Origin of the sequence: Pseudomonas sp. NFACC25, from assembly GCF_900100935.1 — a bacterium.
GTDB lineage: Bacteria > Pseudomonadota > Gammaproteobacteria > Pseudomonadales > Pseudomonadaceae > Aquipseudomonas > Aquipseudomonas marginalis.
Window position 1 is genome coordinate 1 of the sequence record NZ_FMUC01000022.1, and the last position, 15716, is coordinate 15716.

12 protein-coding genes are annotated in these 15716 nt (G+C 62.0%); 5 read left to right on the forward strand and 7 right to left on the reverse strand.

Annotated elements, in window-relative coordinates; all coding sequences use genetic code 11:
* The first annotated feature begins 310 nt into the window (after window positions 1-310).
* Window positions 311-2203: a penicillin-binding protein 2 gene (gene mrdA / locus BLQ09_RS29405; protein WP_027603090.1), complete on the forward strand. Its 1893-nt coding sequence runs from the start codon at window positions 311-313 to the stop codon at window positions 2201-2203.
* A 1-nt stretch (window position 2204) separates the two neighbouring features.
* Here the strand turns inward: mrdA and BLQ09_RS29410 are convergent, their stop codons facing one another.
* Complete coding sequence (locus tag BLQ09_RS29410) at window positions 2205-2606, reverse strand: GFA family protein (RefSeq protein WP_043293198.1); 402 nt, start codon at window positions 2604-2606, stop codon at window positions 2205-2207.
* 99 nt (window positions 2607-2705) lie between these two features.
* On the opposite strand from BLQ09_RS29410, the gene BLQ09_RS29415 reads away from it, so the two are divergent.
* Window positions 2706-3173 (forward strand): SRPBCC family protein, encoded by a 468-nt coding sequence (locus BLQ09_RS29415; protein ID WP_092359563.1) that lies wholly within the window; start codon window positions 2706-2708, stop codon window positions 3171-3173.
* Window positions 3174-3252: 79 nt separating this feature from the next.
* On the opposite strand, the gene BLQ09_RS29420 is transcribed toward BLQ09_RS29415, so the two are convergent.
* Entirely contained in the window at window positions 3253-5490 is a 2238-nt protein-coding gene (locus tag BLQ09_RS29420) for a TonB-dependent receptor (RefSeq protein WP_092359565.1), read from the reverse strand.
* A gap of 218 nt (window positions 5491-5708) precedes the next feature.
* Between BLQ09_RS29420 and BLQ09_RS29425 the strand changes: the two genes are divergently transcribed.
* The 3 genes from BLQ09_RS29425 to BLQ09_RS29435 all read left to right on the forward strand — a co-directional run bounded on the left by BLQ09_RS29425 (window position 5709) and on the right by BLQ09_RS29435 (window position 9470).
* Window positions 5709-8066: a DNA polymerase II gene (locus BLQ09_RS29425; protein WP_092359568.1), complete on the forward strand. Its 2358-nt coding sequence runs from the start codon at window positions 5709-5711 to the stop codon at window positions 8064-8066.
* 31 nt (window positions 8067-8097) lie between these two features.
* Window positions 8098-8730 carry a glutathione S-transferase N-terminal domain-containing protein gene (locus BLQ09_RS29430; RefSeq protein ID WP_092359571.1) on the forward strand — a complete coding sequence of 211 codons (633 nt, stop codon included), beginning with the start codon at window positions 8098-8100 and terminating at the stop codon, window positions 8728-8730.
* Window positions 8731-8894: 164 nt separating this feature from the next.
* Window positions 8895-9470 carry a DUF4174 domain-containing protein gene (locus BLQ09_RS29435; protein WP_092359573.1) on the forward strand — a complete coding sequence of 192 codons (576 nt, stop codon included), beginning with the start codon at window positions 8895-8897 and terminating at the stop codon, window positions 9468-9470.
* A gap of 36 nt (window positions 9471-9506) precedes the next feature.
* On the opposite strand, the gene BLQ09_RS29440 is transcribed toward BLQ09_RS29435, so the two are convergent.
* From BLQ09_RS29440 to BLQ09_RS29460, 5 genes are read right to left on the reverse strand one after another with little or no spacing between them, the layout of a single operon-like run.
* A complete protein-coding gene (locus BLQ09_RS29440; RefSeq protein ID WP_092359575.1) occupies window positions 9507-10541 on the reverse strand; it encodes an acyltransferase family protein in 1035 nt (344 codons plus the stop codon).
* Window positions 10542-10563: 22 nt separating this feature from the next.
* Window positions 10564-11973 carry a lipid II flippase MurJ gene (locus BLQ09_RS29445; RefSeq protein ID WP_092359577.1) on the reverse strand — a complete coding sequence of 470 codons (1410 nt, stop codon included), beginning with the start codon at window positions 11971-11973 and terminating at the stop codon, window positions 10564-10566.
* Window positions 11973-13400, reverse strand: a complete 1428-nt coding sequence (locus BLQ09_RS29450) for an O-antigen ligase family protein (RefSeq protein ID WP_092359579.1) — start codon at window positions 13398-13400, stop codon at window positions 11973-11975. Before BLQ09_RS29450 ends, BLQ09_RS29445 begins: the two co-directional genes overlap by 1 nt.
* Window positions 13401-13402: 2 nt before the next feature.
* On the reverse strand, window positions 13403-14506 hold the full coding sequence (locus BLQ09_RS29455; protein WP_027603098.1) for a glycosyltransferase family 4 protein: 1104 nt from the start codon (window positions 14504-14506) through the stop codon (window positions 13403-13405).
* A complete protein-coding gene (locus BLQ09_RS29460) occupies window positions 14497-15714 on the reverse strand; it encodes a glycosyltransferase family 4 protein (RefSeq protein WP_092359581.1) in 1218 nt (405 codons plus the stop codon). The genes BLQ09_RS29455 and BLQ09_RS29460 overlap by 10 nt, the downstream gene beginning before the upstream one ends.
* Window positions 15715-15716: the final 2 nt, after the last annotated feature.

The window sequence follows — 15716 nt, forward strand, 5'->3', positions numbered from 1 at the left end:
GTGTGGGGTTTCCCCATGTGAGAGTAGGTCATCGTCAAGATTAAATTCCGAAACCCCATTTGCGAAAGCAGATGGGGTTTTGTTTTGGGTGCTCGAAAAGTGGGTACGCCTAGGCGGATGAGCTGTTGATTATCTTCAAGGGCAGCTGCCGTATCACCGTACCCGTCGAGAGGGAACTCACTTCAGAGTGCCGTTGGGGAATTCAATGCAAAGTGTTTCTGCATTTTTGGTATGGTGCAGCACATTTCCCAAGGACTGATCTTTCATCGCAGGATGCGGCGTCGACCTTCTTCAACGAGATGCTGTAGAAATGCCTGAACCGATACCGATTAAAGATCACGAAAAAGAAAACCGCCTGGTCAACAAGCGCCTGCTCGCTTGTGCGTTGTTGGTGATAGGCATTACGTGTGCCCTGGTGGGGCGTATGTATTTCCTTCAAGTCGTACAGTTCGACTACCACTCCACGATTTCTGAAAACAACCGCGTCCATGTGCTGCCCATCACTCCGACGCGCGGCCTTATCTATGACCGTAATGGCGTGGTGCTGGCTGATAATCGACCCAGCTACAACCTGACCATCACCCGCGAGCGCACCACTGACCTCAAGGGCGAGCTCGACGCCATCGTCAACTTGCTGCACCTGCCTGTCGAAGACCGAGCACTGTTCGACAAGGCTCTGAAGCAGGCACGCCACCCATTCGTCCCCGTGACGTTGTTTTACGAGTTGACCGAAGAGCAAATTGCATTGCTGGCGGTAAATGAGTTCCGCCTGCCAGGAGTAGATGTAGAGCCGCAATTCGTCCGTCACTACCCGCTGGGCGCGCACTTTGCCCACTCCATCGGTTATGTGGGGCGGATCAATGAGAAAGAATCCAAAGCCCTCGACTCGGTGGAGTACCGTGGCACGCAGTCCATCGGCAAAACCGGTATCGAGCGTTTCTACGAGTCCGAACTGCATGGTCATGTCGGCTACGAAGAGGTTGAGACCAATGCCCAGGGCCGCGTACTCCGTGTGCTCAAGCACACCGACCCGATCCCTGGCAAAAATATCGTCCTGAGCCTCGATGTGAAGCTCCAGGAGGCTGCGGAAGAGGCCCTGGGTGATCGCCGTGGCTCGGTGGTTGCCCTCGATCCGCAAACCGGTGAAGTGCTGGCCATGGTCAGCAAGCCGAGTTTTGACCCGAACCTGTTCGTCACCGGCATCAGTTTCAAGGAATATGCCGCGCTGCACGACTCCATTGACCGGCCGCTGTTCAACCGCGTCCTCCGGGGGCTCTATGCGCCAGGTTCGACCATCAAGCCAGAAGTAGCCATCGCTGGTCTCGACAGCGGTGTCGTCACCCCACAGACCCGTGTATTCGACCCCGGTTACTACCAGCTCCCCGACTTTGACCACAAATACCGCAATTGGAACCACAGTGGTGACGGCTGGGTAGACATGGACGCTGCCATCATGCGTTCCAACGACACTTACTTTTACGACCTGGCTCACAAGCTCGGCATTGACCGCCTGCATGACTACTTGGCTGAGTTCGGCCTGGGTCAGAAAGTCTCCCTGGACATGTTCGAAGAGTCCGCTGGCTTGATGCCATCCCAGGCATGGAAGCGCGCCACACGGCGCCAACCCTGGTTCCCTGGTGAAACCGTGATCCTCGGCATTGGCCAGGGTTACATGCAAGTCACTCCGCTGCAATTGGCCCAGGCCACGGCGTTGATCGCCAACAAAGGCGTGTGGAATCGGCCTCACCTGGCCAAGACGATCAATGGCGAGCCGCCGGTGGACCAGAACCCCATGCCCAACGTCGTCCTCAAGGATCCGCGTGATTGGGAGCAGGTCAATCACGGTATGCAGTTGGTGATGCATGACCCACGAGGTATCGCCCGGGCCGCCGCACAAGGGGCGCAATATCGCATTGCCGGCAAGAGCGGTACCGCGCAAGTGGTTGCGATCAAGCAAGGCGAGCGTTACAACCGCGAGAAGACACTGGAACGCCACCGTGACAACGCGTTGTTCGTTGGCTTCGCTCCGGCCGAACATCCGAAGATCGTGATTTCGGTGATGATCGAAAACGGTGAGGCCGGTGGTCGCGTCGCGGGTCCGGTGGTGCGGCAAATCATGGATGCCTGGCTACTCGACCAGGACGGTCACCTGAAGCCGCAATATGCGACGCCGGCAAAAGCGCCAGGTGACCCCCGCGTTTAAATCATGCCTTCCACTCGTCCCATTGCTCTATGCCTTCATGGGCAAGCCAGGGCACATCATGGGCCGTCCAGATGTGCGAGGTGGGCCTGACGCCCGGATCATCGTCCAGCGTCGCCACCCGCACGATCACATGGGGCTGATGCCCACGTTCTGCTATCAGATGTGAGCCACAGCGCGAGCAGAAATGCCTGAGCTTGCCCGGCGAAGATTCAACGGACGCCAACAGCTCCTCTCCCCGCGTCCAGCGAAAATGTTCGCGCATTACGCCTGCAGTGGCGACAAACGGCGCCGCATGTATTTTGCGGCAGCTTGCGCAGTGGCAGTGGCTGATAGGCATGTCCAACTGGTCCACCTGATAGCGGACACCTTTGCAGAAGCAACTTCCATTCAATGGGTCAGTCATAAACGTATTGCCGGTTCAAGGACGGGGTCATCATGATTGCTTACAACCTGAGGTTGCGCATTATTTGGTGTCGCCTACTGTCAATGGAGGAGGTGACTTATGCACGTATTAGATCGCATTGAGCGAAAAGTTCTGCTGAATGCTTCACGTAAACAGGTCTGGGAAGCGCTCGCCAATGCCGAGCAATTCGGCGATTGGTTTGGTATCGCCCTCAAGGGCAAAGCCTTTGTGGCAGGGGAAACCATAGAGGCGCCGATTACCTACCCAGGTTACGAACACGTGATCTGGAAAGCCAAAATCGAACGCATCCTGCCGCAAACGTTGTTCTCTTTCTGGTGGCACCCCTTCGCGGTAGAAAAGGGCGTCGACTACGACAAGGAAACCCCGACACTGGTTGAATTCACCATTGAGGATCGGGCGCCGGGCATTTTGCTGCGGGTGGTTGAATCCGGTTTCAACGCGGTGCCGGAGGCTCGTCGGCAAAAGGCCTTCAAGATGAACTCCCGTGGCTGGGACGAGCAGATGGGCAATATCGAAAACTATTTGAGCAAAGCACGTAGGGCGTGAGCCGCATAACGGGCATCATTAACGGATGCCCGTCCTTGTCGTTTCCAGTGTTCACGGGGGGAGTGACCTGGCCTTACGGTTAGAAGTCCACCGTCGCGGATAACTTGGCTACGCGAGGATCGCCCTGGCTCAGGAACCCGCCCTGAGCCGATTCCCAGTATTTTTCGTTAGCGACGTTTTCCACAGTAACCCCGAGAGTTACATCACGCTGGTCCAGCGTGAACGTATAGCGCGCGCCTATATCGAAGCGGTTCCAGGCCGGCAGGCTCAAGTTGTTGGCTGCATCCGCGTACTGGCCACCGGTGCGCAGCATGCGCCCGTTGAGGGTCACGCCTTGCAGGGCGGGTACATCCCAGTCCACGCCCGCGTTGAGCTGGAAGGACGGTACACCAATGGCGCGGTTGCCATCGTTGGCACCGTTCTGTGTGTCCTTGAGTTCGGTCTTCATCATGGTCACACCACTCAGCAAACGCAGGCCGCTGACCGGTTCGCCGAAGACATTCAATTCGACGCCTTTATTGATCTGCTGGCCTTCACGAACGTAGCGTGCGGTGGTTGCATCGACGACCTCCGAGTAACCTGCTCCAGGCTGCTCGATACGATAAACCCCTAAGGTAGCGCCATAGGTACCCATGTCCACTTTGACGCCCGCTTCGATCTGCTTGGAGCGAGCGGGCGCGTAGGCCTGCCCGCCGCCAATCACAGTGCGGGTGCCTGCCACGAGCGGGGAAACCGGTCCTTGGGCCAAGCCTTCGATGCGGTTGGCGTACACCGACACGTGTTCCCATGGCTTGAACACAATGCCGTAGACCGGCGTGGTGATCGATTCGTCATAGTTGGCGGTGCGTGTACCGCTCATGTAGTTGTAACCCTGAACCACCATCTGCTGGCGACGTGCGCCGACGGTCACCAATAGGCGGTCATCGAAGAAGCCCAGGGTGTCGGAGACGGCTACGCTGCGCACGAATGTCTTGGCGGTAATGGTCGGGTCGCTGAAATCGGTACCTGGGGTATTGCGCGGGTTGTTGAGAGTCGGTGGTGCGCCAGTCACAGGCGCGTAGATATTGGTCGCACTCGGTGAGCCGTTGAAGACATAGGCGTTACGTGCCTGGGTCCAAATGCCCGCGAGGCCGAAGTTGAGTCGATGGCTGACGGCGCCGGTCTGGAATTTGCCGTTCAGGCCGCTCATTAGACTGGAGTTGTCTTCTTCGTGCGCGATGGTCGAGCGGCTGGATGTGGCATTGCCGAGGTTATCGGTCAGGGTCACCGATGAATATTGGCCCATTTCACGGCTGTGTTTGGCACCGGCTGCGGCATAAGCCGTCCAGTTTTCGTTCAGGTCATACTCGGCGCGCAGCATCCCCAAGGTGTCTTCAAGGTTGGTACTGCTCCAGCTCGGCGCATAGTTCGTGTCTGCTGAAGGCGCATCCGGTACATGGGTGGCGGTACCCAGGAATACCGAATTGCGCCCGCCGTTGATGCGCTGCTTTTGATAGACAAAATCACTCGATACGCGCAAAGCATCGCCGCGGTAATCCAGGCCGAGGGCAAACAGTTTGGAACGCTGGCTTTCATCGTCAATACCAGTATCCCCTTCGCGTTGGGACAGGTTTACCCGTGCACCAAAACGATTGTCTTCGCCGAACCGCTGGCCGATATCCAAGTGTTCGCCTACACGGCCATCGTTGCTGATATCCGTGCTGAAGCGACGCAGCGGTACATCATCGGCGCGCTTGGGTTGCAGGTTCACGCCGCCGCCGATCCCCGAGCCGCCCGGTGTCACGCCGTTGATAAACGCGTTGGGCCCCTTGAACACTTCCACACGCTCCAGCGCGTCGGTAGAGATGATCTGACGTGGCAGGATGCCGTACAAACCATTGTAGGAAATATCATCGCCGTTCAACGGCAGGCCACGGATCATGAAGGTCTGCGCCTGGTTCGCATACCCCGACGCCTGGCGCACCGACGAGTCATTGAGCAGCACGTCGCCGACGGTCTCGGCCTGCTGATCACGAATCAATTTTTCGGTATAGGAGGCCATGCTGAAGGGGACGTCCATGATGTCCTGGTTGCCCAGCACTCCCAATTGACCACCGCGTGCCACCTGGCCGCCGCTGTACACGGGGGGAAGGGCACCCGGTCCGGGCCCGTCGGCGTTGATAGTGGTGGCACCCAATTCCAGTGTGCTGCCGTCCTGACGGTTGTTCGCATCCTGCGGGTTGACTGGGGTTGCAGCATGGGCGGCAAAGCTCAGGGAACAGCAAAGGGCGAGCAAGGTCGGGCAAAACGGCACAGCGAATGGGCTACGGGTGGGCATGGTCGATCCTGACGGCGAACCGTCAATGTGAGAAGAGGGGCAACAGGCGTTGCGCTTCCTCACTGCGCGAATACGACTCCGGCGCAGATGATAGTAATTATTATTAACGACGTGCAACAAATTTGTCAGATTGCAGTCTGCATGCGCGTTTACCTGCCGCGTTTGCCCAGATGCCGCGTAGAATCAACGCCTGAAAGCTATTCCAGAGGTGCGGTACGGTGGATTTACAGCAGGGTTTTGTCCTGACCCGGCATTGGCGCGACACCCCGGCGGGCACGGAGGTCAGTTTCTGGCTGGCCACAGACCAGGGGCCACGGTTTATCCGCCTACCCGTGCAGACCTCGGTGATGTTTATTCCCGAGGCCCATCGCAAGCCGCTGGATTGGTTGCTCAAAGGCGAACGCGATATCGAATTGCGCCCGCTGCAACTCTGCGATTTCCATCACCGCCCGGTCCTGGGCCTTTACACGCGCCAGCACCGCCAGTTGATGGACGTGGAAAAGCGCCTGCGCGCCGCCGGTGTCGATGTCTACGAAGCCGATGTGCGCCCGCCGGAACGCTACATGATGGAGCGTTTCATCACCGCTCCGGTCTGGTTCGGGGGTACACCGGATGCCGGCGGTGCCCTGTGCGATGCGCAGATGAAGCCCGCGCCCGACTACCGCCCGCCGCTCAAGCTGGTGTCCCTGGATATCGAGACCACCGCCCAGGGCGACCTCTATTCCATCGCCCTCGAAGGCTGCGGCGAACGCCAGGTGTACATGCTCGGCCCGCCGAACAAGACGGACGCGGTGGATTTCAAGCTCGACTACTGCGACACCCGCGCCCAACTGCTCGAATGCCTCAACCAATGGCTCGCCACCCATGACCCCGATGCAATCATCGGCTGGAATGTGGTGCAGTTCGACCTGCGCGTACTCCACGAACATGCCCAGCGCCTCAACGTGCCGCTGATGCTCGGTCGCGGCGATGAGCCCATGGCCTGGCGCGAACACGGCAGTCGCAACCATTACTTCGCCGCGGCCGCGGGGCGCCTGATTATCGACGGTATCGAAGCCTTGCGTTCGGCCACCTGGAGCTTCGAATCCTTCAGCCTGGAAAACGTCGCGCAAACCCTGCTTGGCGAGGGCAAGGACATCTCCACACCGTATCAACGCATGGACGAAATCAACCGCATGTTCGCCGAGGACAAGCCCGCCCTGGCGCGTTACAACCTCAAGGACTGCGAGCTGGTCACACGGATTTTCGAGAAGACCGAGCTGCTCAAGTTCCTGCTCGAGCGCGCCAGCGTCACCGGGTTGCCGGCCGACCGCAACGGCGGCTCGGTAGCGGCATTTACCCACCTGTACATGCCGCTGATGCACCGCCAGGGCTTCGTCGCGCCGAACCTGGGCGACAAACCGCCTCAGGCCAGCCCCGGCGGGTTTGTCATGGACTCGCGCCCCGGCCTCTACGAATCGGTGCTGGTGCTCGATTACAAAAGCCTCTACCCGTCGATCATCCGCAGCTTCCTGATTGATCCGGTGGGCCTGATCGAAGGCCTCAAGCACCCCGACGACAGCGACTCCGTCGAAGGCTTTCGCGGTGCACGCTTTTCTCGTACCCGGCACTGCCTGCCGGCCATCGTTGCGCGTGTCTCCGAAGGTCGCGAAGAGGCCAAGCGTGAGCACAACGCGCCGCTGTCCCAGGCGCTGAAAATCATCATGAATGCGTTCTACGGCGTACTCGGTTCCAGCGGTTGCCGCTTTTTCGATACACGCCTGGCTTCCTCGATCACGATGCGCGGCCACCAGATCATGCGCCAGACCCGCGAACTGGTTGAAGCCCAGGGGTATGAGGTGATCTACGGCGACACCGACTCCACCTTCGTGTGGCTCGGCAGCGCGCATTCCCAGGACGACGCCAGCCGTATCGGCCAGGCGCTGGTCAAGCACGTCAACACCTGGTGGCGTGAGCACCTGCACAGCGCGTTCGGCCTGCAAAGCGCCCTGGAGTTGCAGTACGAAACCCACTTCAGCCGCTTCCTGATGCCGACCATTCGCGGCGCGGAGGAGGGCAGCAAGAAGCGCTACGCCGGCCTGGTGGTACATGCCGACGGCAGCGAAGAGATGATCTACAAAGGCCTGGAGACCGTACGCAGCGACTGGTCGCCCCTGGCCCGTCGGTTCCAGCAGGAACTCTACCAGCGCATCTTCCACCGCCAGCCCCATCAGGACTACATACGCGACTACGTGCGCCGGACCCTGAGCGGCGAGTTCGATGAACTGCTGATCTACCGCAAGCGTCTGCGCCGCCAATTGGACGACTACGAGCGCAACGTGCCGCCCCATGTACGCGCGGCGCGCCTGGCCGATGAATACAACGACCGCCTGGGGCGCCCGCGCCAGTACCAGCGCGGCGGCTGGATCCGCTATGTGATCAGCGTCAACGGCCCCGAACCGCTGGAAGTACGCCAGGCGCCGATTGATTACGACCACTACGTCACCCGGCAATTGCAACCGGTCGCAGATGCCATCCTGCCGTTCGTGAGTGACGATTTCAGCACCCTGGTCGGCGGGCAAATGGGCCTGTTCTAAAATTCTTGATTCATCCAATGGAGGAAAGGCTATGTACACACTCTATGGCATCGACGAGTCCGGCTCCTGCATGATCGAAATCGCCCTGCACCGTTGCGCGGTACCCTGGCGACGGGTGGACGCCGCCTCCTGGGCCGACGGCGAGGGCAGCGACGAGCTTGCCCGTATCAACCCGCTCAAACAGGTGCCCACCCTGGTCACCCCCGATGGACAGGTGCTGACGGAAAGTGCCGCGATCCTGATCCACCTGGGCCTGGCGTTTCCCGATGCGCATCTGCTGGGCGGCGACCGTGACCAGATCATCCGCGGCCTGGTGTACATCGCGGCCAATTGTTATTCGGCGATCGGCATCATCGACTACCCGCAACGCTGGCTGGGCAACGCCGATGAGGCGGTGCTGGCGCAATTGGCCACGGGCACGCGCCGCTATCTGCACCAGGCCTGGGTGGTGTTTGCCGAACAGTTTGCCGGCCAGCTGTTCGCGCCCGACGGCGCACCGAATGCGCTGGGCATCATGGCGGCGGCGGTGTCGCGCTGGGATGAAGCGCGTGAGGCGTTGACTGCCCTGGCGCCAGGTTTTGCCCAGACCCTGGCGCAGGTGGATGCCGACCCGATCGTGGCACCTGTCTTTGCCCGCCATTGGCCGGGCTGGAAGGTCTCGTAATGTTTGTGCAATCAAAGGAAACAATGCCGCATGTCGCCGCCAAGTCCTTGCGGAGCGGGCGTCCTGGCCTACGCTTTCTGAACGCGGTGTAGGAATCATCCTTGAATTTGACTGTCGCAGACATGAAACTCAAGAACCCTGCATGGAATTCAAAGGAGGTGCGCATGCTCATCCGGTCGCTGACCCTGGCTACCTTGATGGCTTTTACGGGGCCGCTGTTGGCTGCTGATGATATCAACCCGCTCAAGCAGGACCTGGGCAAAGCCCGGCCACTGGTGGTGGTGGAGCTTGATTCCGGCAACGACACACTGGCGACCCTCAAGAAACAACTGGACGAGCCTGCCACCAAGCAGTCCTTTGAAGAGCGCAGCATGGTGTTCTACACCGTGAAGTTCGGCAGCATCGGTGCCGAAGGGGAGAAGTTCGCCAAGGACCCCAAGGACAACAAGAAGCTCACGCCGCCTGAGACCAATGCGCTGATCCGCGCCCTCAAACTGGGCGCCGGCAGCGGCACCAAAGTGATCCTGGTGGGCAAGGATGGCGAGAAGAAAGTCGAGAAGACCGTGCCGCCGGATAGCCTCGACTTGAAAGAGTTTTTCAGCGCCATCGACCAGATGCCGATGACCGAGAAAGAAACCGCCGCCGCCCCGGAACCCGAGCCCGTTGCACCGGCTCCGGCCAAGGGCGCCAAGCCGGCGAAACACGCCGGCAAGCCCGCCGCGCAACAACTGGATGACTGAACCCGATACCCGGTAGGAGCACGCTCGCTCCTACCGTTATCTGGCAGCCTTGCGCAGCGGAAATGGAAAGTAGAAAAACCGCAGGAACGCCACCCGCTTGATCACTTCCCCGATCAACAACGGCACCACCACCGCCACCACAAAGCCGATACAGGCCGCGACAAACGCGTGCAGCCCCAGACGCTCCATCAAGTCGAATGTCTTGTGCTGGATCTCCCCATGGAAGATCAGCAGGATCAGGGTCGACTGGCCGATGTAGGTCATGACCCGGGTGATCAGGGCCGACGCCATCAGCACCCGCGCCAACGCCCAGCACAGGTACACCCCAATCACCGCCAGCAGGCTGGTCCACAGCCAGTGGTCGTAGCGACGCTGCGCCAGGTCCATGGTGTCGCCCCGGTAGAGGAACACCGCCGCGAACAGCGCCACCGACACCAGCAGGGTCAGCAGGGAGCCCGCATGGGTACGCAGCCAGCCGCGCAGCAGGTAGCCGTAGACGAAACACGCGCTGCTGATCAGGGTGATATCCAGGCTGAAGGGCAAGCCGGGCAGCACCCAGGTTTGCCCGCCGAGAGTCACCGGCAGTTGCCAGAACCACGGCAGCATCCAGATGCCGATCAGCAGCGGCACCAGCATCACTGCACAGCTCACCGCCAGCGGCAGGCGCTGGATCAGCCGCAGCACCGCCCAACTGAACAGGATCGCCACCCAGAAGTGCGGCAAAAACCACAGCGCCTGCCACGGGATGGTGTCCACCGAGGCGTACAGCACGCCGCCGATATCCGGCAGCAGCGGTTGGCCGCGCAGCACATCGCGCACGATCACATACACCAGCATGGTGAAGAAAAACGGCTTGAGCAGACCATCGGCCTTACGCACCGCCATCTCGACAAACGGCTGTTCAGGTTTGAAAAACACCCCCGACAGAAAGAAGAACAACGGCAGTACGAACGACGCCAGGATCGGGTACATCAAGTCCGGCGACGTGGCGACAAACCAACTGTGGGCGTACACGATCACCAGGATGCCGATGCCCTTGGCGATATCCATTTGAATCCAGCGATTTTTCACCTGAGTGCTCCCGATCGATCATTCATGCCTTGCGCCACGGCTTGAGCCACAGCCCCATGCCGAGCAGCACCACGGCGCCGGCCAGGGTGCTCAGCCCCAGTTGCAGCCACACGCCCTCAATACCAAACAGCATCAGCGCCGCCAGCCCCATCAGCAGTGCACTGAGCAGCCAGTGCCGGGCCCAGGGCACGGCGTCGAGCAAGGCCTGGCGCTGCATCAGCAACAGTGCGGTGCAGAGCACGCCGGCCAGTGCGGCCAAGGGGATACCGGCCAGGCCGAACACCCAGGGCAGCGCTCCCAGCAACACCACGTTGACCAGGCTGCCGAGCAACTCGCAGCGCAGCGGCTCGCGCGTATCGCCGGCGGCGTAGGCATAGCGCGCGAGCAAGGCGTTCCAGGCGCCGAACACCAACGGCACGGCAAACCAGGCCAGCAGCAGCGGCAACGGCGAATCCGCCGATTGCCTGGGCAGCAGCAATGCCACCAGGCTCGGGGCTGCCGCCACCAGGCCGACACCGGCAGGCAGGGTCAACACGCTGGCGGTTTCCAGGCCGCGCTTGAGCAGGGCCAGGCGCTCATCGCCCTGACGGCGGCTCATCATGCCCAGCAGTACCTGGTTGAGACTCATCAGTGCAATCAGCGGCAGGTTCATCAGCTTGCGCGCCAGGTTGACCCAGGTCACCGCGCCTTCGCCCAGCAGCGATGCCACCAGCCGCTCGATCAGCGCCAACCCCTGGCTGGCGCCATTGCTCAGCAACAGCGGGCCGATGCGCTGGCCCAGCTCCCGCAAGGGTGCGACGCTCAGTTGCCAGCGCCATGGCCGCCAGCCTTGGCGCCACACCGACGGCAACAGCGCCAGCGGCATCAACAGGCTGCCGGCCAGGCAGGCCAGGGCCAGCGCGTGCGGTTGGCTGGTGGTGCCGGCGAGGGCGAGGTACGTCACCGGCGGCAGGTTGAACAGCAACGAGCCCAGCCCCGCGAGGACAAAACGTTCACCGGCCTGCAAGGGAATGCTGAACAGCCCATGCAACATCAAGCCCGGCACACACCAGGCGAGGATCTGCAGGTTGCTGCTGGCCAAGACTGTGGCGGTGTCGGCCAACCCCGGGCCGAGCACTTGCACCAGCCACGGTGCCAACAGCGTCAGCAGCAGGCTGATGACCAGCGCGATCAGCAGCAACGCCGGGAACAGCACCGCCAGCCACTCCAGGCGTTCGCCATGCTTGCGTTGCAGGTACAACGGCAGCGCGGCGGCGCTCAGCACACCGCCGGCCAACGACATGCGCAGCGCTTCCGGCAAAAACAGCGCGATCAGGAAGGCATCGCTGCGCTCTCCGGCGCCCCAGGCCGCCACCAGCAACCATTCACGGGCAAATCCCAGGCACAGGCCCACCAGGGTCGCCAGGGTCAGCCAGGCGGCGGAGCCGAGCATCAGGGCCGTGCCCCATCAGGCAGGTGTTTGCGGTAGGCCACGGTCTTCACCTGCGGCAGCCGCGCCGGAAACAACCGCCGCGCCTCCAGCACATTGATGCCCACCATCAGCCAGAACAACGCCACCATCACCACCGCAAAACTGAAGTAGTGGTCGAACAGGCCGCTGACCAGCGCCGACAGAATCCCGCCGGTGGTGCCCAGCCACAGGGCATTGTCCTTGGTCAGGCGGATCGGGCCTTTTTGCGGACGCGCCTCGCGCCACCAGCGCACAGTCACCGCCACAAAGAACAGCATGCCGACGATGCCGGTCTTGTAGATGAAGTTCAGCCACAGGTTGGAGATCCCCAACAGGTGGGTGCCCGGTACTGGCGGGTCAACCTTGAAGCCGATTCCGAACGGATAAGACACCACCGCCTGCGGGAACATGCGGTACTCGTCGAACCGCACTTCGGTACTGGCGTTGTCCGACGAGAAAATCGTCGCCAGGCGTTCCTGCAACGGTGGGTAGGCCATTACCAGTGCCACGGTCAGCGCCGCGCCGATCATCAGCAGGCGCCCGGTGTAGGGCACGCGGCGCGTAGCCATCCACACCAGCACCAACGCCAGGCTGACCATCGCGCCACGGCTGCTGGCCAACAGCAACGCCGCCGCGCCCAGGCAGGCGACGCCCAGGCCCAGCGCACGTTTCCAGCCCTGTTCGGTCACGCCGAAGCAGAAGGCCAGGGGCAGCAGCAATGCCATGATCCCGCCGATGGCATTCGGGTGCATCCACGGCGAACCCATGCGCGAAGACATGGCCTCCAGGCCGAATTTCAACATGTCGAAATTGCCGTAGTTGAACAACGCCAGAATCGGCGCAATGCCGGCCCCGGAGCGCGTGCGCACGAACACCGCAATCGACAGCACCAGCATCGCCAGGCTGCCCAGCAACAGGGCGATCACCAAGGATTCACGCTGCTTGCGGTCCACCAGCAATCTGGCGCAGAGGAACACCGCCGACAGGCTCAGCAACCAGCGCAGCCAGTTGGCCACGCCGCTGCTGTCGGCGTGGACGGTGACCTGGCCGACGATAAACGGGAACACGCTGAACAGCATCAGCCACAGCAGCATCTGGTCGGTGGGGCGGCGGGTCAGGCTGGGCGTATCGGGCAGGCGGGCCAGGAAGTTGTGCCACAGCACCGCGCCCCAGGTCAGGGCCAGGATCGCTTCGCTGACGGTGCTGCGGATCCCAAGGTTGATAGTCGAGTACGGCATGAACGTGGCGATCATGGCGAACAACAACAGCCCCCACAACGGAAAGCGCAGAATGGTCACTGCCCCCGCCAGGCCGACCACGGCCAGGAACGCCTTGACCGGCGACAGCAACAGGGCGAGGGCGCCAAACAGCAGGCCGAAGAGGATCGCGACGAGGCTTGCCAGGTTCACTCTCACTGAAGTTCCTCGATCAGTTCGGCCAGGCGTTGGCGATAAGCATGATGGTTGAAACGTTGCGCCCACAGGCGCCGTTGCTCGGCGCAGTCTTCATCCGGCCGCGCGCCCAGGCTGAGCATCAATTGCACCAGCGCCGGGCCATCGGTGGGCGAAAACCGCGGGGCCGACGGCGGGGTGATTTCATCCAGCGAAGTGCCGCTGGCCACCGCCACCGGCGTACCGACGCTCAGGGCCTCGATCACCGGCAGGCCAAAGCCTTCGGCATAGGACGGCTGCCACAGGCGTGACGCCTGGCGGTACAGCCCCTGCAACTCGGCGTCCGACACGCCACTCAGGGCGCGAATCCCCGGCAATGTGCGCTGGGCTTCGGGCAAGTGTTCCAAACTGCCCACCAGCACCAACTCCGGCACCGAAGGGGATTGGCGCCGCGCCTGCTGCCAGGCGTCCACCAAAAACGGCACGTTCTTGCGCAACTCGCGGGTGCCCACCAGCAGCCAGTAGCGCTCGGGCAATTGATGCCGGCTCAGGTCCGCCACCAGCCCGGCAAAGCCATCGACCTGATTGGGCAGCACACGAATCTTGCCCACCGCCTTGGGAAACAGCCGTGCGGTTTCATCGGCGCTGTATTGCGACGGCGTCCACACGCGGTCGGCGCTGTGCACCGCGTAGGTAATCGACAGGCGATCGCTGGTCTTGTAGATCAGCGCCTTCAAGCGGTTGGCATGGTAGTTCTCCAGGGTGATCTGGAACAGGTCATGCAGCAGCACCACCGTGCGCAAGCCTTTCGGTTTGGGCGGCAACGGCAGGCCCATGTTGAAGGTGCTGATGTACAGGTCGATACGCTCCTCGCGCAAGGCGCGCGGCAGAAAACCGGCCTCAAAACGCAGACGATTCTGCGGCTGGTGCATGGCGGTCTTGGCACAGCCCCACGCCGGGCAGTGGGCCTGCAGGCGCGTTTCATCGCCCAGTGGTGCCACGGTAAACCGTTCAAGTTCAATGCCCGGCAAGGTGTGCAGGGCGCTTTCCAGCGCATACACCTGGCGGCTGATGCCCGATTGCGGCGAGGTGCCGACGGTGCGGTAATCCAGGCCTATACGCATGCGGGCTCCCTCTGGCTCAGCGGCACGAGGGTGGCGTACACCTGCTCCAATTGGCTGGCGGCGACGCTCCAGTCATGGGCGCGGCGTACGTAGGCGCGGCCCGCCTCACCCATGGGCGCGGCGGCTTCAGGGCATTGCAGCAGGCGCACCACGGCATCGGCCAGGTCGTCGGCGCTTTGCCCACCGAGGTAGTCCAGGCCTTCCACCAGGTCCAGCCCCGACACGCCTTGTTCGGTGCTGGCCAGCGGCAGGCCGGCGGCCAGGGCTTCGAGTACCTTGAGCTTGGAGCCGCCGCCGTGGCGCAACGGGGCCAGGAACACCGAACAGCTCGATTGCAGGTCCAGCAGGTTGGGCACGAAGCCTTGCCACTCGATACGCGGGTCTTTCCAACGCTCGCGCCAGCTGCCGGGCATGCCGAAGCCGCACACGCTCATGCGCGCATCCGCACAGCGCGCCCAGACCTTGGGCAGGATTTCATCCAGGGCCCATTCGATGGCGTCCACGTTCGGCGCGTATTCATAGTTGCCGAGGAACAGCACGCGGCACGTCGACGGGTCGGGATGGGCGGCGGCGAAGTGATCGCAGTCCACGCCATTGACCACCACCGGCACGGGTTTTCCGGCGATTTTCTCCAGGGTGTGCGCATCGCTTTGAGTGACCGCCACCACCTGCGTGGCCTGGCGCATCACCCGGCGTTCCCAGCGGGCATAGCGCCATTGATCGTAGCGAATGAACGGCAGCGACCAACGCGGCAAGCGGTCGTAGGTGGCCGCGCCCAGGGCCGATTCCACATTGTGTTCGGTCAGCACAAAGGGCTGTGATTTACGCGCCAGCGCATCTTCGTAAGGCTGGAAACTGTAGCTGTGCTCGATCTGCACCACGTCCCACTGTTCACCCAGCAACCAGTTGAAGGTGTCCTGCAACTCGCCCGCCAGCCCATTCACGCTGGCCAGCAGCGGGTAGGGGGCAAACAGCCCCGCCACCAGGGTCTTGAGGCTGCGCAACGGGCGGCGCGGCAGGATGATCAACTGTTCGACAAACGCTTCCAGCACCTGGCGGTCGGCAGGGGACACCGGATGCTTGTCATGCAGCAGCAAGGTGATCCGATGCCCCCGCGCCGCCAGGCTGCGCAGCAGGTGGAACTGGCGGGTCTTGCCGCCGCTGGTGGCGGGCCAGGGCGAGTAGGGCAGGATCCATAAAATGCGCATGG